We start from the raw sequence: 19,219 nt of genomic DNA, 5'->3' as shown, positions 1-19,219 counted from the left end.
GAAGGTTAACACGAGGATCGTGCTCGGGGTAATTAATTGGGCGAAACTTGCGCACGCTCCTGCACTCATTTACCCCTGACCCACTTTAGATCAGTTTAGTCCGGCGATAATCGGGAATCGGGCTTGAAAGGGAATTCCCAAAGCTGTCATTTGAGAACTTAACCGCCTGCGGGCTGACATACGAAAATCTCCTCTCCTCACCCAAAAAGATCGGTTGAGAGGTACTTTAAACCTGAGTCGCAAATGATAACCGCAATGGTTTGACCTTTATGAGCGCCTCGCAAAAGTTCGATTGCTCCGGCAACGTTTGCACCGGCTGAAAATCCAGCAAAGATGCCCTCATATCGCGCAAGGTCTCGGGTGGTTTGACGGGCTGTTTCACCGTCGATCTGCAAAAACCCGTCCCAACTCACGCCACGCAAGAAGTCGAGATCAGCCATGGCATACCCACCGCCTTGAATGGGATGATCCGGCTTGGTTACGGTTTGACCCGCGATAACAGCTGCGCCAGTAGGCTCGATCGGATAGCAACGGATCTTTGGGTTTTGTCCACGCAGATATTTTGAAGCACCTGCCAGAGTTCCACCTGAACCGACGAAATCACAAAACGCATCAATGCTACCTCCTGACTGCTTCCAAAGCTCGGGGCCAGTCGTATGCTCATGTGAGCTAGGATTTCCTTCACGGCGGAACTGATCAGCCCGAAACGCGTTGCGTTCTAAGGTTAGCTCGGTCGCAACGCGATCTACCTCGGCAAGATCGGCGCCGGAAACCTCACCAAGTCGGCTTCCGGGTAATTGGTCGACCAACACGACCTCGGCGCCAAGGGCTGCCATCATTTTCGCGCGTTCGGGTGAATTGCCTTTCGACATTACCGCGACAAATGGATAGCCTTTGACGCCGCAGACTATCGCGAGACCCGTTCCCATATTCCCACTTGTTAACTCAACAACGGTTTGCCCAGGTTCCAGCGCTCCATCGCGCTCAGCAGCTTGAATTACACCAAGGGCTGCGCGGTCCTTTTTGGAAAATCCTGGGTTAAGATGATCCAGTTTTGCAAGGATCGTACCGTCGCATCCATAGTGTTTTGTAAGTCGGTCAAGTTTTACCAGCGGCGTATTTCCAATTGCCTCTAAAATGGAGCGCGAAGGACAATTCATGTCGTTTTTCCCGGGTCGATAGGGTCTGCAATGTCGACGCTAGTTCATTAAACAAAAATCCACAATTTGGGCTTTTGGCAAGCATCCGCCAACTCAAACACAAGCGTTCGCGCCGCAGATAAAGTCGTTCTGATTGCGAAAAAATACATGCTTCAAAAGCACCATCTGCAGGTTCTAATTCGAAAGCTGGAAACCAAAAAGGTTATAGTTAACGTTGTGTAAACGATTAAGTTAGCCCCCTGCCATACAGAATGATGATCAGTTGAGATCGCAATGAAGGGCTCTGAATAGTAAGAACACATTCGTCTCATATCTAGTCAAAGGAGAAATTTCGATCATTTTTTGGTATGATTAGCGGAAGGCAATGCCGGTCTGGGAGGAAGGCTAATGTCGGACTCTGTCTCTGAATGGCTCGAAGACTTAAAACTTGGACGCTACGCCGAAGCATTCGAGGAAAACGATATTGATCTTCTGGTTTTGCCCAACCTAACCAGCGAGGATCTTCGTGAAATTGGTGTGCGTTCTGTTGGTCATCGACGCAAAATTCTGGGAGCAATCTCCAACGTCGTACCGCAGCAACATGACGAGCCAAATCAAGTTAAAAATGTTGCGATATTGCCCGAAACAACGCGACGGCAAGTCTCGGTTTTGTTCGCCGACCTTTCAGGGTTCACGACCCTGTCGGCTACAATGGATCCGGAAGAGACACATGCGCTGCTAAATCGTTTTTTTGTCGCCGTGGGAGAAGTCATCGCTGATTACGGAGGGATAGTCGACAAACACATAGGCGACGCGGTTATGGCGGTTTTTGGCGCCCCATTTGCGCACACTAATGATCACGAACGCACGCTCCGCGCCGCTGTCGAAATCCATTATATTGTGGAGAAATTGGATCCTCCGCTCAAAGTTCATATCGGTGTCGCATCAGGACAAGTCGTGGCAAGTGCCACAGGCGGGTCGGAACATAGTGAATATACGGTTACTGGCGACAGCGTGAATCTGGCTTCAAGGCTGACTGATCTTGCCTCAGCCGGAGAAACTTATGTATCCGAGTCAATTCAACGAGCACTCGGTAAATCATTTATTGGCAAAAGTCTGGGCGAAAAACTAATAGACGGACTACCCGAACCAGTCACAGTTTGGCAGCTGGACAGAATTGCTGATCTAGCTGAAACCGACAGGCTTCCGTTTGTTGGCCGCAAGGTTGAATGCGAAAATTTCAAGAGAATTCTGGATCGTTGCTTGAAGGAAGAGCACGGTGCTGTATGCATCGTCAGAGGAGAAGCTGGGATCGGCAAGTCCCGACTGCTGGACGAATTCGATAGACTGGCACGCGAGATGCGTTTTGAGACGCACACTGGTGTTGTGCTGGATTTCGGGACAATGACCGGCCGGGATACGGTTCGCGCTCTTACCCGCAGCCTCTTGTCCATCGAGCAAGATGCAAGTGACCTCCAAAGATCAGAGATCGCCAATCAAGCAATCGCATCTGGAAAACTTGGCGAACACCACCGCGCATTCCTCAATGATCTTCTTGACCTTGACCAATCGCCGGATCTTCAGGGTTTCTACGATGCGATGGATAACAAGTTGCGAAATGCGGGAAAGCAACGAACGCTAGCCGAATTGGTTCGCGCCTCGGCTCAGGACAAGCCGGTGTTGCTTAGGGTAGAAGACCTGCATTGGGCCAATCCTATTTTGTTAGACAGCGCCGCCATTCTTGCGCGTCTAACCGCAGAGGAAAAAGTTGTGCTGGTTTTGACGACTCGCCTCTCTGGTGATCCTTTTCGTTCAGATTGGCGCAAAGAATGCTCAGATGCAGAGATCTCAACTCTGACACTCGAACCAATAAATCCGGACGAAGCTGGAGAGCTAGCGAAGTGTTTTGCAAACATAGACAGCCAATTGGCTATGACGTGTGTAGAAAAATCCGGCGGCAATCCGCTTTTATTGGAACAGCTACTTTATAACGTCGACGAAGTGGGCGATGGGGAGTTACCGGGATCAATCCAGACAATCGTTCAAGCACGTCTTGACGCTTTGCCCTTCAATGAAAGGCAAATGCTTCAGTCTGCATCAGTTTTGGGGCAGCAGTTCACGGATGCCGCCGTGGAAGCAATAAGCGGCAACACGTTTCGACCGGATATGTTGATTGGTCAGGCTCTACTTCGCAGAACCGGGAAAGAGTTCAAATTTGCTCACGCTCTCATCCGTGACGGAATCTACGAAACCCTCTTACGCACTCAACGAAAAGACTTTCACACTAAGGCGGCCGACTACTTTCGCAATTCGGACCAATTTCTTCACGCGCAACACCTCGACTATGCAGGCGATCCAGAAGCTCCCGGTGCATATTTAAATGCAGCAAGGAAACAACAAGAAAGACTTCGCCTCAATGCCGCATTGAGCGCCGTGGAGCGCGCCTTGGAAATCAACTCAACTGTATCACCGCGATTTGAGCTGAACTGTTTACGTGGCGATTTGCTTCAGGATCTTGGACAAAATGCTGAGTCGATTCAGGCATTCGAAACCGCACTGGACTTCGCCGACAACGACAAAGATAGGTGTCGCGTTCATATGGGGTTAGCGGCTGCAATGCGGATTATTGAGCGGGCAGATGACGCATTCATTCAACTCGAAAAAGCTCAATCAGTAGCCCAGGCGAACAATATGGAAATCGTGTTGGCTGAAGTTCATTATCAACGAGGGAATCTTTTCTTTCCGCTGGGCCGTATCGGTGATTGCATGGCCGAGCATGAGGCGTCGCTTGGTTATGCTCGTCAAGCAAATTCACTGGAGGCCGAGGCAAAAGCTTTGGGTGGACTGGGGGATGCTAATTACGTCGGCGGTCGAATACGGTCAGCTTTCAATCAATTCTCGAGCTGCCTTGAAATCGCAAGATCAAAGTCCCTTCGCCGCATTGAGGTTGCAAACTTGCCTATGACCGGCCTTGCCATGCACTTTTTAGGTGACCCGGACGGTGCTGATATGTGTGCGCATGACGCAATTACCAAAGCCACTGAGATTAAAGATTTCAGAGCCCAGTTAACCAGCCACGCCGTGCTTTTGGAGACTTCGCGACGTAGGGGTGACTACGATGCCCTATGGCAACACGCAAAAAATCTGGAAGAACTTGCTAACACCATCGGAGCCAGACGCTTCATCCCGTTCGCATTAAAAAGCTACGCAGATTGCAAGTTCTTTGTCGAAGGCGATTCCGCGGGCGCATTCGAATTGATCAAGACAGCCCACGCAATTTGCGAAGAGGTTGGGGCCGCGTTTTTTGGCGCGGTCGCGTTGGGCACAGGCGCTTTAGCCGCGCAATCTGCAACCGACCGCAAGTGGGCGTTAACTCAGGCGGAAAATGTGCTGGCCGCAGGAGCGGTTAGCCACAATTATTTGATGTTCTACATTGACGCGATGGACGCATGCCGAGCCGCCGGTGAATTGGACAGAGCTTTGCATTACGCGGAGGCGCTGGAGGATTATACCGCAAACGAGCCCTTAGAGTGGACAAATTTTAACATTGATAGAACGCGCGCCTTAGTAGAAGTTGAAAGGGGCAGCTCAAAATCGGAACTTCCTGAAATTCTTGAGGAACTGAAAGTATTTGCCGAAGAAAGAAGTTATCAGCCGTCGATCCCAGATATTGAAGAAGCTCTTTTCAAACTACGACCGGTTTAATTGGAATGTTAACGATTCAGAATTTTGGCGTGCGTTCCTTTTGAACCTGAAACTTTCGACATTTTTTCCGCGCTTTCCAACGAATTCGAACCAGTCTCAGCTAGGCGATCGAAGCAATCCTTTGTGCTGCGCCAAAAGGAAAGAGCGACGGAACGGAAACGCTTTAAGGTGTCTCGGCTGGTCGGCGATCTTTGCTGGCGGACGTGGTTGCAAACAAAGGAATGCTCGGACGCGAACTTCTGCAAACTTCGCATCCGCCTTAAACACTGCATTGTCCGTTCTCGTCGTCGAAAAGGGAGGCGCGAATTTTCAACTCGATTGTTGAACCCCCTGCCCTTATTTTGCTTTTCTTTAGCACCGAATTAGCTGAGCGCAGCCATGCAGGATGCTAAATGGTTGGTGGCGATCCCATCGGCACAACCATGGCGTTTCAATAATTTTTTGAGAAATTTCAGTACTACTGCCTTGTTTGCCGGAAATATGTGTCGCCGGTGCGTAGTTTTACACATCTTGCATAAGCCGTTTTCATGCAAAGATTTCTTCAACTCAGAGACAACAGACGAACCGCTCTCAGAGCGAGCAATATCGTTTGGCTGACCGCTTTGCGGACTGAGCTGACGTTAGTCGGATCGCAGCGTATCCGGCTCGCTTAGCACTCATTGGGGCGAGATTTTGCAAATGGTAAACGACTATCAATGAATTCAGATGCGAACCTTGTAAACTCTTTGTCCGGGAACCAATTTCAAGGTAGGTTGTAATGGTTGGTAAGTGCCGCATAAATGCGTTCAACGCCTTTTACAAAGATGTCTGAGTAACCTTAATGCAAACTGTTTGGATTTGAATGGAAGATATTCAAGAAGAACACGACGTGTTTACACTGATCGATCATTCCGACCCCGCGTATGGAAAGGTGGTTCTTGTTGACTGGATGCTAGGTAATTCCTGCAGCTATGCGTGCAGCTATTGCCCAAAGTCATTGCATGACGGATCGATCAAGTGGCAAAATACTGACGACATTCTGAGTTTGTATCATCAGTTGCAACGGCACTATGTGGATGAGCGAGGCAAGGTTGTCTGGCTCCAATTCACGGGTGGAGAACCCACCATGCATCCCCGCATCATGGATTTGCTGCGCCGAGCGTCAGAGCACGATTTCAAAGTCAGCCTGATCAGTAATGCGTCGCGAACACTTCGATTTTGGGAAAAGATAAACGGGTGTTTGAACAACATTATTCTCACTTATCACTCTGAATTTGCCGAGTTAGATCATTTTATCAGCGTTGCGAAAATGATGGTTGACCGGATTAGCGTCCAGATCAATGTCACGATGCATCCCCAAAGTTTCAATGAAACCCTGGATGCGGCGCGAGCGTTGCGCGCAGCACTGCCGGCGGCAACCATCTCTCTAAAACCGTTGCGACAAGAATTCGGGTCAGATCTCTACGACTACACAGATGACCAGTTGCGTGTGCTCTCGAAAGGATTGCCGTCAACGCGCAAGCCGACTGGTGAAACACCGCGATCCGTCATGCGCACGACAACGCGGTCGGGTAAAAACGAAACGCTGCGAGCAAATGAATTTATTCTCAGGGGTGTCAACCGCTGGAAAGGTTACAAGTGCAACATCGGGCTCGAATCCCTGCGGGTTAAAGGGAATGGCATAGTCCATCGGGGTGTCTGTGGCGTCGGCGGTGTGCTTGGAAATCTGGGTGAAGAAATCCACCTGCCAAGCGAAGCAATTCGATGTACTAGAGATCATTGTTCGTGCTTGGCTGATATTTTGACTCGCAAAGAGCTGTGACGCTCAGAACAAATCTTCAGTCTTTGCGATGGTATTGTCGGAGGAATAGAACGCACTGGTTTTGTGTCAGCTTTTAGGCTCCAAGCTGTCGTTCGTAACGACGTAGCGCGACAACTTCACCTCGGCGTCAACGTTGGGCTCTTTGCTGTTTTTCGCTGCACACGGCGAGAGCAACCGTTTTTCGGACTGAGCTGTCATAACCATTCCATCTCCCGCTTGATGTTGCTGCAAAGGGATTTATCGTAAATTTCTGCGGTAACACGCGGGGTATGTTATGGCGAATTTTGAGGCAACTGGGTCAGAATTTCCCGGGTCGGAGAAAACAAATAGTTCTTGTTAAAACCACAAGAAACTAACTTTGGAAAAATATTCTCGGACTGTCCAAGGTTTAGCTTTAGGCACAATGGTTTCAATGCAGACTATCTCTGCGCTTGGCGTTAGCGGCTGTTCACATTAACCAACAAGCATTTCCGCCCCAAGATTTTCACATAATAAACAACCTGATTGTGTAAGCTGCGGCAGCTAAGCACAAAACGCTGCATAGCCAGATCGCACCGAACCATAAAACTCGATTTAGTGTTTTCAATGATAACTCTCCTCTGGATCAATCTTCCCTCGGAAGACCCAATATGTGTAAGCGGTATAAGCCAAGATCACGGGCAGCAGAGTGACGGCTCCGACCAGAGCGAAAGCCAGGCTGCTGTCCGGCGCGGCGGATTCGGCAATCGTTAGGCTTGGAGGTAGCATATAGGGATAGAAGCTGATCCCTATGCCAATGAAACACACGATGAACAAGGCAATGGCGCAGAAAAACGGCTGATAGTCGCGCTGCATCTTCAGGCCCCGATCAAGCATCCACGCAATGAGAACAACAACAGCCGGTACAAACGCAGAGAAAAAGACACCCGGCCACGAAAACCATCTGACCAGATAGATCGGGTCTTGAAAGGGGGTCAAGAGACTGACGAGGCCGATCAATCCCAGAGTCATGAACATCAGTGGACGGACATATGAACGCATCAGACGCTGAATACCGCCGGTAGTCTTCATGTTGAGCCATGTCGCGCCCAGCAAACCGTACCCGATTACAAGAGCCACACCCGTCAGTAGAGAGAATGGCGTGAGCCAATCCCACCATCCTCCGGCGTACATTCGATCTGCGACCGGGATACCTTGAACCAACGCGCCGAGCGCGATGCCTTGGCACATGGCGGCCACGGTTGAACCACCGTGAAACGCGACATCCCACAGCCAGCGCCCGCGCACTGTTCTCCATCGGTATTCGAAGGCAACACCGCGGAAGACAAGCGCGAGAAGCATGGTGACGACGGGCATGTAGATCGCAGGCATCACCACGGAATAGGCCAGCGGGAAAACAGCGAACAAGCCTCCGCCTCCCATGACCAGCCAGGTCTCGTTTCCGTCCCATACTGGAGTGACCGAGTTCATCATGACATCTCGATCTTTGTCGGTTTTCGCGAATGGAAAGAGAATCCCAATTCCAAGATCGAAACCGTCCAGGATTACATAGGTCAGAACGGCAAAGGCAATGATGCCAGCCCAGATTGTCGAAAGCTCAAGCATTACACCGCCTCCGCCATGGAATAGAATTCAAGGGATTTTTGGGTTTTCTGAAGACCTGATTTGGGCGCTTTGCCCATGAGACGCAGCATATAGAACGTGCCTGCTCCAAACACAGTGAAATACACGACAATGAAGGCAACCAGAGACGCTGCAACAGCAGGTGCATCCACTTGTGAAAGGGATTCCGATGTCCGCATCAGCCCGTACACCGTGTACGGCTGGCGCCCCACTTCTGTAGTGATCCAACCGGCCAGAACTGCCACAAACCCGCTGGGCGCCAACAGGATGGATGCCCGGTGCAACCAGCGATCTTCGTTGAGGCGGCCCCGAACCCGCTGAACAAGCGACCACAAGCCGACTCCTAGCATTGCAAAACCAATAGCAAGCATGACGCGGAAGCTGTAAAAGACGATCGCGATCGGGGGTTCTTCCTCGTCGGGAATAGTGTCCAGCCCATCAATCGGCGCGTTCAGGTCATGTTTCAGGATCAGCGACGATAGTTTCGGAATTGCTATGGCATAGTCAACGCGCTTTTCATCCTCGTTTGGAATGCCAAAAAGGATCAGTGGCGCTCCTTCGGGGTGGCTATCGAAGTGGCCCTCCATCGCCATCACTTTCTGAGGTTGATACTCCAGCGTGTTCAAACCATGAAGGTCACCCGCAACGATCTGCAGAGGAGTAACCAAAACGGCCATCCACATCGCCATCGAGAACATAAGGGTTACCTCGGCCGTTCGATTGCGGCACAGCAAGTGCCAGGCTGCAACCCCAGCCACCACGAAGGCGGTCGTGAGATAGGCAGCAAGAACCATGTGTATCAGGCGGTAAGGGAAAGACGGATTGAAAACAATCGACCACCAGTCGACGGGAACGAACTGCCCCAGTTCGTTGATGTCGAACCCGGCCGGGGTTTGCATCCAGGAATTGACCGACAGGATCCACGTGGCCGATATCAGAGTGCCAAGGGCAACCATCGCTGTGGCCATCATGTGCAAGCCGGGACCGACGCGTTCGCGACCGAAGAGCATTATGCCGAGGAAACCAGCCTCAAGGAAAAAGGCCGTCATGACCTCGTAGGCCATCAAGGGCCCAATTACAGGGCCTGCAGTGTCCGAGAATGTGCTCCAGTTCGTGCCGAATTGGTAAGACATCACGATGCCTGACACGACACCCATCGCAAAACCGACGGCAAATATCTTTTTCCAATAGTTGAAAAGGTTAAGGTAAGTTTGGTCCTTGCGCCAAAGCCAGAGGCCATTGAGAACGGCCAGGTAACTTGCCAGGCCAATGGAAAAGGCCGGGAAGATGATGTGGAACGACACAGTAAAGGCAAATTGGATGCGTGCCAGAATTTCTGCGTCGAAATTTGCGAACAAGTTCATTGCCGTTTCCTTTGGCTTTGGATTGCAAGGAGCGGCAGTCAGGAAAGTCAGGTCAGGCGCCAGCTCATCGATTTCTTCGGATAAGCTGAATTTAGGGGTACTGCCCTTGTCGGTTCCTTTGTGTTCTGGACGGATGCTTTAGGTTTCTGGACAAAGTCACCGCTCTCAGATCATGAGTTGCTGTGTGCAAGTCCGTAAGAGTAACCGCAGAATTTTTGGAGCTAAACCGGAACGTTTCGTTGCTTGTTTCCCGCAGGTTTTCCGAATTCGCATCATCCGAAGCGATTGTCGACTATACAAAAAAGGGTCGTAACCCGTTTTCTGATGAGGTGTTGAAAAGGCGAAATCCAACAAATGTGGTTATTTTCGGGGCTTACATCAGATTGTTCGGTTCATCTGACAAGACGCAATGCATCGGCCACTTCGGCGAACCCAGTTTTTGTTATTAAGCTTTATCTCGGTTGTGCATCGAAATAGCGGCGCAAAGGCTTAACGTAGTCCGCTGGACTCGTTGCTAGCGAACTGGAACGCTTGCAATGGTTCAACAACCTGTTTTCAATCAAACACTCTAATAGGCGAGTTCGCCAAAATACGCTCGATCGGAGGGGCGGCGCTGGTCCCAAATCTGCTAGCGGAATTTAATCCAAGTCCGATCAATTGAACGACCTCCGGAGATCCTGTGAATTTGCTGTGACTCCCGGAATCGGAGTTTTCAATTTCGGACAGGTCTATGACGAGAACTCCGAATTCCTCTTCCAGTTCCTGCGCATCCGATGCGCCCACCCTGGGAATTCCTCCCGCTACGCGACGCGAGGTTTTGAGAGCACCGTCATCTTCAGACGTTAGAATGAATATTCTTTCTGTGATCGATTGGGGGATAATCTCCATTTGAGATCTAAATAGATCGATATCGATGTCAGGGGAGGCGAGCATAATATTGTCAACTCTGGTAATGCCTCGTGCGCGGCCTGTCTGAACTGAATTGACTATGCCTTCCATTGTCAAAAGAGAACCCATAGAATGCGCGACAACATCCACGCTGCGCGCGTTTGTTTTTTGAAGTATTCCCGCGATCTCTGGAAGTTTTTGCCGCGCTACCAAGGCGCTGTTTAAATCATATACATATCCAGTCGTCTTTGCGGCGGACGCCCATGACATTAATACGGGCACGCCGTCAAACTCCGAGTCCTCCACAAACTGGGCAAGCCTTAACAGTGAATCTGTAGTGGTGTTGTTGTAACCATGTACAAAGAACAGAATGGTGCGTTGCGACGGCGGGCGCGAGTTCAACTCTCTGTTTATCGCGGATACAAATGCTGCATCACTCGAATAAACGATCGGGTCGACTATAGAAAATTCTGTATTTGGATCAGGCGGCAGTTTTTTTGGCCGTTCAAGTTTACCGATTTCGTGTGTTGGTGGAATTGTCACATCCACCGAGGCGAGGCCAATTTCCGGCGCTCTCTCACCGGAATAGAAGACCCCAGTGACGTTTGTAGCCTTCCGAGTCGTTGCTATAAAGATTTTTTGCTTTTTGACACCAATTTGTGCCACGGCGTCGATTTCCGGATTTTCTATGCCAACCAACTCAGGCGGACGCGAACAGGCAGAGATTAGCGACGTAAAACAAAGGCAAAGCAAAACCCGTATAAACACGTGATCAGTAATTGTTACAGCCCTCTCAAAGTCAATTGGAGCATAAACTACATCTTCTCTCTGATCTCGCAAACTAATGGAGCACACCGAATTTTGCGCGATACGTTCTGTAGTTTGAATAATCTTACTTTATCGGGTCATACGCCGCGGTCCACAAAATACCCCTTGCGGTTTCGATCTTGATGCAAATCACTTTGAAGTAAAACAAATCTTTAAAGACGCGGGTTCTTTTTTGGCACTTGACACATTCACTAGCCCAATACGGCAAGCGCTGCGCTGGCGCGAACTTGACATTTTTTGACGTTGCGGACCTGTGGCCACGAATGTGCCTGACGCTGCGGTGCTTTGATCAACTGATATTAAGGACACCCAAAATCGACTCAAGAACACATCGAATACTCATTCGCAAGGGTCAGTGCTCCTTACTTGTTTTTGAGTGGGAAATTTTTATAATTAGTTGGGTTTTAGCTAGATTATTGGAGACGAGTTTAGGTACCGTTGCTCTTTTTTTGTGGGCACTGAATGCGGTGCGGTTACAGGTTCGGGGGGTTATTCTTGTCAAAGGTCAGCGGCGCCATAACGCCTCCTAAGGTTGCCGACAAAGGTGGCCAAGACCTGCCGCATATGAATGATTTTTCGCAATCCGAAGAACGGCAGCAACTGCTTGAACTCGCACGGAAACAACGTGAAGTAAATCTAACATCCCGCAACCGGACAAATGACGGAAATCTAGATTCTGAACCGGAACAAAGTGAAGGAGAAGATTCAACTAAAAAGATTCAAAGAAGCAGTTCAAAGAGCTTTTTGGAAAGAGTCGACGAGGCACGCGAGAAACGGGAAAAAATACTCTCGCAACGCGCGGCAGAAATAGATAACTCCGGTCGAAGTGAGTCGGCATCATTCGGCCGTGTTAAGACTAAGGATGGTGTCGATGTACTAGCGCACGCAATTTCCGGCGCGCAAAGGCGAATAAAAAGGAACACTAATTCCGAACGGCAGGACCATAATTCATCTGCTCCAGCTTCCCACGTTCCTAAGCGCAAAACGGCGATAGAAAACATTAGCGGTGAGATCGCCTCGCCACCCAGTGGCACTCAGGCCAACTTGGAAAGTGCGAAAAACGATCTGCAAGAAAAGATTGCGTTGAGTAGAGTTGCAAGCCTCTTTGACGAATTCCCGGCAGAGAAAAACTCCGACACGCTTCCCGACAGTTCGTTCGCGCGAAGACGATCCATCAAAAGTGGTCTAGTTGCAGTTACTCTTGGATGTGCCGCGATAGTGACGGCAACGTCCTTTGCCTTTTTTGTCCTGCCCAAGTGGAAATCAACGACGGCCTCCGAAAACGCCAGCTCCGTAAATCCAAGCGCTGAATTAGTTGAACCTACGGCACGATCAGACAGAAATGAGGGGGAATTGGAAACTCCGACAAGCGGATTTCCCACCAAGGTTCAGAATCTTGCCTACAGTTCGCCAGACGCAATCGAAGCACCGCCCCTCGTGCCCGAACCAGAATCTATTTTTAGCGAGACAACGGACACGCCCATCAAAATTGTGGCTGCGCCCCGCTTGCCGGAAATGTCAGTGGACAGAGTGCCAATTGCGCCGGGCCAATTACGGGTCGCGCCGGATGTTTTAAGAAACCTTGTGGCGCTTGAACAACCTCGAGCGTTAACCATGAACTCTGACAGAGCATATCAAACCGACTCCATTCCAGGCTTTGTGAAAAGCACTGATCCACAAACCGCCCAAGGATCAGTACCCGTTTTATTGAATCAGATTGCGGCTGTAGTTCAAGGAATTGACATTCCCGCCGCTGCTACTGCCCCCTCTAATCCGCCTGATCAGTCGTTTCTGCCCGTCGCGCTATATTTTGGTGAAGACTATAAATCGCTACAGGCTCAAGCACTGACATTTCGATCGAAACCGGATGTATCAGATATTTTCCCGGCTATGCCGAATTCCCCAGAGCCAGTAAAATTGGCTGTTCTGGATTTCGACAAACCACCTAAAGTGCCTAATCCAATTGAAAAGAAGGGTGTCCGGCTAACCACGATTTCATCACCCTCAGAGACCGAAACAAACGACTTGCCGCCAAATTCGGAAGGTTTGGCACCAAACCAATTGCAACCTAGTTCAATTCCGTCTGAAGCAATAACAACTTCTACAGAGCCAGTCGCGGCTCCGGAGCCTGTTGGATCGGCCGCAGGCAAAGAGAGCGCGCGCTTTGTATTGTTTGCGCCCAGCAGCCTGACCGAGGATATGGTAGAAACTGTCGTTACAAATCTGGAAACAACAGGCCATGATTTGAGGGCATCAAACAGCGTCGATTTCGAGATCAATAAATCCAACGTTCGTTTCTATCACCCACAAGACGCAGCAAAGGCAGCGGCGCTTGCAAAGGATGCCGGTGCCTTGTTGCGGGATTTCACAGATTCCGGATCCAAGACACCAAATGGTATAATCGAGTTGTGGTTAGCCGGTGATAGCGCCGCGAAACCAGCAGAGAAAAAGGTAAGCAGCAAAGCTCCTCAAGCAAATCCAGTCGATCTGCTCAAAAAACGGGTGCTAAGTAAACTTAGAACAGCGACGGACCAGTGACTGAGCACAGGTTTTTGTCTGAAAGAGTGTGAAACAAGTAAAGTAGTGTATATAATCATCGACCAGGTTTTTTAGATGCCTAACAGTAAGCTAGTTGCCATAGTGACCGCTCTTTCGTTTTTGACGACGTATCACGGCGTACGGGCCGAGATAACGGTGGAACAATTGCTGGCCCTTGATGACTTCTTGTCAAACAATAACACCCAAGGGCTTTTGGAATATTTGCAGAGCAATCCCGAACTGCTTCAGGGCGATGATGAATTGTCCAATGAACTTCGTAATTTTAGTGAAGAAGCCACTCGTGGCGCGGTAGAGGATTACGGTTACACCCCCGCTGCTTCAGAAGGCACAGAGGCCACGCGAACTGATAGTTCGCTTCAGCACTGATTTGTATGCCCGTGTTTGATGTCATTCGATGTATGGGCAAACTCAAGATTGCCTATGTAATTGAACCCCGGTTTTCAGGAGGCACATCAGCAGCTGTTGCCGCAGAGCTGCCCATTGCCGCCGAATTCGCAGACGTGGTCGTGCATGCGAGAACGTCTAAGATGTTCGGTGACAATAAGCATATCGCCCCAATCCTGCGACAGGTGATAGATGACTTGAACATGCCTGTTATTTGGGACGCTCCTCGGATCGCCGCCGATTTTGTAATTCTGCACAATCCATCTTTTTTGAAGTTTCAAACATCTTTGGATGCAGAAATCTTCGCGCGGGAGTTAATCCTCGTAACGCATGAGAATTTCTTGCGTCCGGGTGGCGAAGAAGGTTTCGACGTGTCGAACTGCCTCGACCAGATAGACCAGTCGACTCTAGCACTTAGAAAGACCCTCGCACCGATTTCGCAGTATAACCGCGAAACCGTGACGAATTGGCTTTCGGATTTCCGTGATACACACCATTGGCGCGTCTTGGAAACTGACTGGTTCAATATTTTTGCTGCTGATCTTAACGAACCCTGCGATCAGCCTGAGGATCGTCGCGGAAGGCGTTCGCGACCCGGTTTTGAGAAGTTTCCGCCACTCGCCGACCTTGATCTATGTTTTCCGAAACACGCCAAATCGAATGTAATTTTAGGCGCAAATGCGATGGTGGGTGATGGTATCTCGCGACCGCACTGGACGCTATTGCCGTTCGATGCCATTAGCGTCGAAAGCTTTTTCGAGAAGATAGATTTTTTTGTTTATTTTACCGCTCCAACTTGGCGCGAGAGCTTTGGGCGGGTGATTGTCGAAGCTCTGGCAGCCGGCAAGGTGGTGCTGACAGATCCGAAGACCGGAAAAACCTTTGGTAAAGCTGTAATCCCGTGTCAACCTGCCCAAGTGGATGAGATCATATCTGACTTTGTTTCATCCCCGCAGAAATATCGTGCGCAGGTTGTTGCGTCGCAGGCAACGCTTGAACGCTACTCAGCCCAAAGTTTCAGGGTGCAACTGGCGAGTATTCTGACTGCTGAAAAAGGGGTGCAAACTTGATTTTTGTTGAGGCTGGCACACGCTCGATCCGATCCTTTGATGCTCAGTTGATATTTGCCCAGAAACTAAAAAATCGCGGGTTCAATGCCTGCGTAGATGCTGACTATCTACCAGATGATGCGGGCCGCGGCAGGCTTTATGAGGCGGCCAGGCTTCTCGTCGACCCCGGAGATCATAGACCCGACTCCGTCTTCGTACTCGGTGCCGAGGAAGTCGAAGATCAACTGCTCGCATCATTGAGACAAAAAGCGCTAGACCCGGATATTCCGGTTATCGCAACCGGCCGGTTTCAGACCCATCAAAGCTATATTGGTTCGAAAGCGCGACTGGCATTTGCGCTAGGGCGCGAAGCCAAAATGATTGACCTGACCGACACCCAGCCCAGGCCCATGCTGAACTCGGCTGTAAGCCCATTGGTCGCTGAACTCCGGCCAGTTAAGCGTCCTATTGGTGAAGTGACGGAAGTAACAGTAATCCTGGGTTCTATGGAGTTGGACAACCCAGAAATCTTGTCCTGTCTTTTCAGGATGAGCAATCAGAGTGACTATAATCTGAAGCTTGTCGTCAGCGGCGCGCAGAACGAGTTTTTTAAGGAAACGCAATTCAGCGATCTTTCCAGAACTCTATACACTGATCTTTCGCCGCTTGCTCTGGCGGGAACAACCGACATTCTTGCGATGTTCGGAAATGGTATTGCCGGAGACAGGATGGCGGAATTTGCAGTTGAATTAATCGCTGCAGGCGGCTTGGTGATTGACTGTACGGAAGACCAAGTTCTTATGTCGTCCGGCGCCCCAACACTACAAGGACCAACATCGCTTTTTGCTCTGGGTGGATACCTGACTGACAAGGTTCTGCCAAACACTTCGTTCATCGCTGAACAAGCGCAGAAATCCCAATGGCTGCGTTCCATGGACATTTCCAAGCTGGAATCTGCAGCAGGCCTAGTCGCCAAACCGCAGCAACCCTCGCGGACCACTCAAAGAACCTTGTTCCTGCCAACGAACGGTGTGGGGTTAGGACATGCGCAACGGTGTACAGTTATTGCCAACGCATTACCCTCAGACATTTCACCTGTATTTGCCGTATTCCCAAGCTGCGTTCCGATTGCCCGGCGCGAAGGCTTCGACTGTGTCCCGTTGGTGGCGCGTTCTGACGCCTTGGACAGTTCCAACGCTAATGACATCCTGAACTATCGCCGTCTGAGCGGTGTTTTACAAAAAGGCGACAAATTGGTCTTTGATGGAGGTTACGTATTTGACTCGGTTCATCGCGTAATTCAAGAAAACAGATTGTCGGCGGTTTGGATAAGGCGCGGCCTGTGGCCGCAAGGTCGATCAAGACACACGATGCTGCGCCGTAAAGATATCTTCGACCGGGTCATTGTACCCTCTGAAGCATTTGATGAGCTCAACGATGCTTACAGTTATGGCGACCAGGTTCACTATGTAGGACCGGTTTTTCGTCAGATAGTCCAAACAAAGAAAGACTCGGATCTCCTTCGGGCGCGGCTGGCTGAAAGGTTCGGGCGTGACTTTAAGCAAATGGTCGTCAGTATGTTGGGTGGGGGCGTCGCCTCGGATCGGTCCGCTCAATTGCAAGCGATTTCGGGGATGCTGGAGAACCGCGAAGATTGCCTGCATCTCGTGGTAACGTGGCCCGGAAGTACGGTTCAGGCATCAGCATTCGGATGGAAGAACACCAAATTGGTTTATACCCAAGAGGCTATCAGGCTGTGTATGGCCGCGGATCTAGTCATATCTGCGGCCGGGTATAATTCGGTCCATGAATTTCTGTACCACAAGATTCCGTCAATTCTGATCCCACAGTCTGCGCCGTATTTGGATGACCAGGAACGCCGCGCAAGGGCATTGTCCGACCGCGCACTTTGCGCAACGATTACTGAAAGTGAATTCATGAAACTCGAGCGCGCAGTGTTGGAATTCCTGGATCACGGAATCGCGGAAACGTTTCGGTCTGCGCTAATGAATATTGAACTGCCCGAACCGGGCGCCTCAACCGCCGCTGAATTGCTTGCAACAACATGACAGAAATGATGACAGAGAACCGTTGGTACAAAATTCTGAGCAACACTACGCCAGAGCGGCCAGTAGATCTTGACGACGTGATCGCTCCTAGCCGAGAGAGCAAGACGCGTGGAGAACTTCTATTCCCTGATATGGACCTGCTTCCGTCCACTACCCTTTGGGAACGTGATGCAGAAAACCATACAAATATAGGGATCCGAATCCGCAAAAAGCCAGAAGCCGTATGTGAAATCGCAAGACGTCTCAGCGCCGCCGCGATAGAAAGAAATGTGGTCCCAATTATCCTGAGCAGGGTTGATAATTGCGGGTTCGAACAATTCGGTTTCCGGGTCGAGCGCATTCCCGACGAAGAATTAGCTGCAAAAGCCGCAGAAGAAGAAATTAGAAAATACTGGACGCTTGCGATTATATTAGAAGGGCACGAAGTCGCCAAATTAAGTTAGTTCTTTCGATCCGACCTTAACCTAGTGGCGTCCGGACAACTCGTACCAGTCTCTGTTAGGCTAGTGAAGAGGCCCTGCATGCTGCGCCAAATTCGCGTCAAACGCCAAGAGCAACGGATCGCACCTGCTTGGAGGTGTCTCGATGGATGAGAGTTCTCACCTTATGGAAGGTGGTTGTGGACAGAGGAGTGAACAGCAACGAACTTCTACATACTTCGCATATGCCCGAACCGCTGCATCGCGAGTTTTCGTCGTCGAAACGATCAGTGACGATTTCTTACCAATGACCGTGGCGCTCCATCAATTTTTTAAGAAATTTCAACGCCGCGGCTTTGTTCCCGCTTTTGGTAAAAATCGCTCTCAATAACGCACTTTTGTCGTCTACTTGGTTTGGTCGTGACTACACGCTACGAAAGCTCCCCTGAACCATCGCAACAGGAGCGAGAGCGCGAGCCCGGGCAAAGCCCTCGGGCTCGCGCTCTCGCTGTCAGGCTTTGTGCAAGGCGCGGTGCGAACGACGGGTTTGCGCTCAGAAACGGACGTTCGCTAAAATGGCTTCAATGACTGCAACGATCCCAAAGAAGACGTTCAAACGACATCTTTGTTCGCGACCGCAGCGAATGACCGCCCAGATCCCAAAGCGGCAACCCGGCGGCAATCGCTTACTACTTGCTATGATACGACTCTATTTCTGCGGAGTGTACCAAATCGGTGATGTGTAAGCCCGTTCTTGTGTTGATAGGTTGGCTCCCTCTGGGATTTCGGCATCTAGACGCACCTTGTCGTAAAGAACCCATCGCGGGGTCGGAATTTCAATTACCCGGGCGTAGTAAAAGGCATGCTCGGCCGGGTTGAACTGTGGGTCGGTCCAAATAGTAGCCAATTCCGACGCGCCAATGGTGTTTGTGAAATTTGCAGCCTCAACGTCAACTGTATCACCCACTGGCGAAAGTTTCCCGTCTGCGTCGGGCGCGCGGTCACCGGACCACACTACATCATATACTTTCTCATTGAGGTTACCATTAGCGTCCATCCATCCTTTGACGATTTGGATCCGGTCCAAATTTGCACCGATAGGATCACGCAATGCGTAAACCATAAAGCTCGGTGCGTCTGACGTGGCGGCTCGTAAGTCAGCGCCCATTGGCACACCTTTTTCGTAACCGGCAAACGCAGGGGAACGTGAACGCAGATCGTTTTCATTAAAGTTCCAACCGCCGAAAAACCGCACCATCATCCGCGGGCCTGTTGTCGCATAGGGTTGCGCTCCAAGCGTCACCGGTTCCATTCGGGTCGGGAACAGGGCGGTGGTCCTCTGTCCACTGGCCAGATCCACAAGATCCTCACGAACCCGGTCTACCTCGGCCAGATCCGCCACAAGGAAAAGA

13 protein-coding genes and 1 pseudogene are annotated in these 19,219 nt (G+C 50.4%); 7 read left to right on the top strand and 7 right to left on the bottom strand.

Translation table 11 applies throughout. From position 1 onward, the window contains the following. Window positions 1-197: 197 nt before the first annotated feature. Window positions 198-1,160 carry a PLP-dependent cysteine synthase family protein gene (locus tag GOV45_RS17515; RefSeq protein WP_170480183.1) on the bottom strand — a complete coding sequence of 321 codons (963 nt, stop codon included), beginning with the start codon at window positions 1,158-1,160 and terminating at the stop codon, window positions 198-200. Between the two features lie 387 nt (window positions 1,161-1,547). Between GOV45_RS17515 and GOV45_RS17510 the strand changes: the two genes are divergently transcribed. Then, the gene (locus tag GOV45_RS17510; RefSeq protein WP_170480181.1) at window positions 1,548-4,844 is read left to right on the top strand and encodes an adenylate/guanylate cyclase domain-containing protein; all 3,297 of its coding nucleotides are present in this window, start codon (window positions 1,548-1,550) and stop codon (window positions 4,842-4,844) included. 128 nt (window positions 4,845-4,972) lie between these two features. Here the strand turns inward: GOV45_RS17510 and GOV45_RS23725 are convergent. Further along, window positions 4,973-5,314, bottom strand: a pseudogene (locus tag GOV45_RS23725) (DDE-type integrase/transposase/recombinase); the annotation flags it as partial. Between the two features lie 371 nt (window positions 5,315-5,685). On the opposite strand from GOV45_RS23725, the gene GOV45_RS17505 reads away from it, so the two are divergent. Continuing rightward, a complete protein-coding gene (locus GOV45_RS17505) occupies window positions 5,686-6,645 on the top strand; it encodes a radical SAM protein (RefSeq protein ID WP_170480180.1) in 960 nt (319 codons plus the stop codon). Window positions 6,646-7,129: 484 nt separating this feature from the next. Here the strand turns inward: GOV45_RS17505 and GOV45_RS23660 are convergent, their stop codons facing one another. The 4 genes from GOV45_RS23660 to GOV45_RS17485 all read right to left on the bottom strand — a co-directional run bounded on the left by GOV45_RS23660 (window position 7,130) and on the right by GOV45_RS17485 (window position 11,165). Continuing rightward, window positions 7,130-7,231, bottom strand: coding sequence for a DUF2474 family protein (locus GOV45_RS23660; RefSeq protein WP_170480177.1), 102 nt, complete (start codon window positions 7,229-7,231; stop codon window positions 7,130-7,132). Beyond that, window positions 7,228-8,229: a cytochrome d ubiquinol oxidase subunit II gene (gene cydB, locus GOV45_RS17495; RefSeq protein WP_170480175.1), complete on the bottom strand. Its 1,002-nt coding sequence runs from the start codon at window positions 8,227-8,229 to the stop codon at window positions 7,228-7,230. Before cydB ends, GOV45_RS23660 begins: the two co-directional genes overlap by 4 nt. After that, entirely contained in the window at window positions 8,229-9,611 is a 1,383-nt protein-coding gene (locus GOV45_RS17490) for a cytochrome ubiquinol oxidase subunit I (RefSeq protein WP_170480173.1), read from the bottom strand. The genes cydB and GOV45_RS17490 overlap by 1 nt, the downstream gene beginning before the upstream one ends. 555 nt (window positions 9,612-10,166) lie before the next feature. Continuing rightward, complete coding sequence (locus GOV45_RS17485; RefSeq protein ID WP_367648158.1) at window positions 10,167-11,165, bottom strand: alpha/beta hydrolase; 999 nt, start codon at window positions 11,163-11,165, stop codon at window positions 10,167-10,169. 657 nt (window positions 11,166-11,822) lie between these two features. Here GOV45_RS17485 and GOV45_RS17480 point away from each other — a divergent pair. The 5 genes from GOV45_RS17480 to GOV45_RS17460 all read left to right on the top strand — a co-directional run bounded on the left by GOV45_RS17480 (window position 11,823) and on the right by GOV45_RS17460 (window position 17,831). Further along, the gene (locus tag GOV45_RS17480) at window positions 11,823-13,865 is read left to right on the top strand and encodes a hypothetical protein (RefSeq protein WP_170480169.1); all 2,043 of its coding nucleotides are present in this window, start codon (window positions 11,823-11,825) and stop codon (window positions 13,863-13,865) included. Window positions 13,866-13,940: 75 nt separating this feature from the next. After that, the gene (locus GOV45_RS17475; protein WP_170480167.1) at window positions 13,941-14,252 is read left to right on the top strand and encodes a hypothetical protein; all 312 of its coding nucleotides are present in this window, start codon (window positions 13,941-13,943) and stop codon (window positions 14,250-14,252) included. A 32-nt stretch (window positions 14,253-14,284) separates the two neighbouring features. Then, window positions 14,285-15,340, top strand: coding sequence for a glycosyltransferase (locus GOV45_RS17470; RefSeq protein ID WP_170480165.1), 1,056 nt, complete (start codon window positions 14,285-14,287; stop codon window positions 15,338-15,340). Then, window positions 15,337-17,388, top strand: a complete 2,052-nt coding sequence (locus GOV45_RS17465) for a glycosyltransferase (protein ID WP_170480164.1) — start codon at window positions 15,337-15,339, stop codon at window positions 17,386-17,388. The genes GOV45_RS17470 and GOV45_RS17465 overlap by 4 nt, the downstream gene beginning before the upstream one ends. Before the next feature lie 8 nt (window positions 17,389-17,396). Continuing rightward, window positions 17,397-17,831: a hypothetical protein gene (locus GOV45_RS17460; protein WP_170480162.1), complete on the top strand. Its 435-nt coding sequence runs from the start codon at window positions 17,397-17,399 to the stop codon at window positions 17,829-17,831. A 685-nt stretch (window positions 17,832-18,516) separates the two neighbouring features. Here the strand turns inward: GOV45_RS17460 and GOV45_RS17455 are convergent. Continuing rightward, window positions 18,517-19,219, bottom strand: a 703-nt coding sequence (locus GOV45_RS17455; RefSeq protein WP_170480160.1) for a DUF3604 domain-containing protein, incomplete at its 5' end; no start/stop codon positions are given.

The sequence above is a fragment of the Ruegeria arenilitoris genome (genome assembly GCF_013035425.1).
GTDB lineage: Bacteria > Pseudomonadota > Alphaproteobacteria > Rhodobacterales > Rhodobacteraceae > Ruegeria > Ruegeria arenilitoris_A.
This window is presented reverse-complemented; position numbering and strand designations above follow the sequence as displayed.

Excerpts from the sequence above, each read along its gene's own strand:
- GOV45_RS17515 (WP_170480183.1), bottom strand. The coding sequence starts at position 1,160 with ATGAATTGTCCTTCGCGCTCCATTTTAGAGGCAATTGGAAATACGCCG.
- GOV45_RS17510 (WP_170480181.1), top strand. The coding sequence starts at position 1,548 with ATGTCGGACTCTGTCTCTGAATGGCTCGAAGACTTAAAACTTGGACGC.
- GOV45_RS17505 (WP_170480180.1), top strand. The coding sequence starts at position 5,686 with ATGGAAGATATTCAAGAAGAACACGACGTGTTTACACTGATCGATCAT.
- cydB (WP_170480175.1), bottom strand. The coding sequence starts at position 8,229 with ATGCTTGAGCTTTCGACAATCTGGGCTGGCATCATTGCCTTTGCCGTT.
- GOV45_RS17490 (WP_170480173.1), bottom strand. The coding sequence starts at position 9,611 with ATGAACTTGTTCGCAAATTTCGACGCAGAAATTCTGGCACGCATCCAA.
- GOV45_RS17475 (WP_170480167.1), top strand. The coding sequence starts at position 13,941 with ATGCCTAACAGTAAGCTAGTTGCCATAGTGACCGCTCTTTCGTTTTTG.
- GOV45_RS17470 (WP_170480165.1), top strand. The coding sequence starts at position 14,285 with ATGGGCAAACTCAAGATTGCCTATGTAATTGAACCCCGGTTTTCAGGA.
- GOV45_RS17460 (WP_170480162.1), top strand. The coding sequence starts at position 17,397 with ATGACAGAGAACCGTTGGTACAAAATTCTGAGCAACACTACGCCAGAG.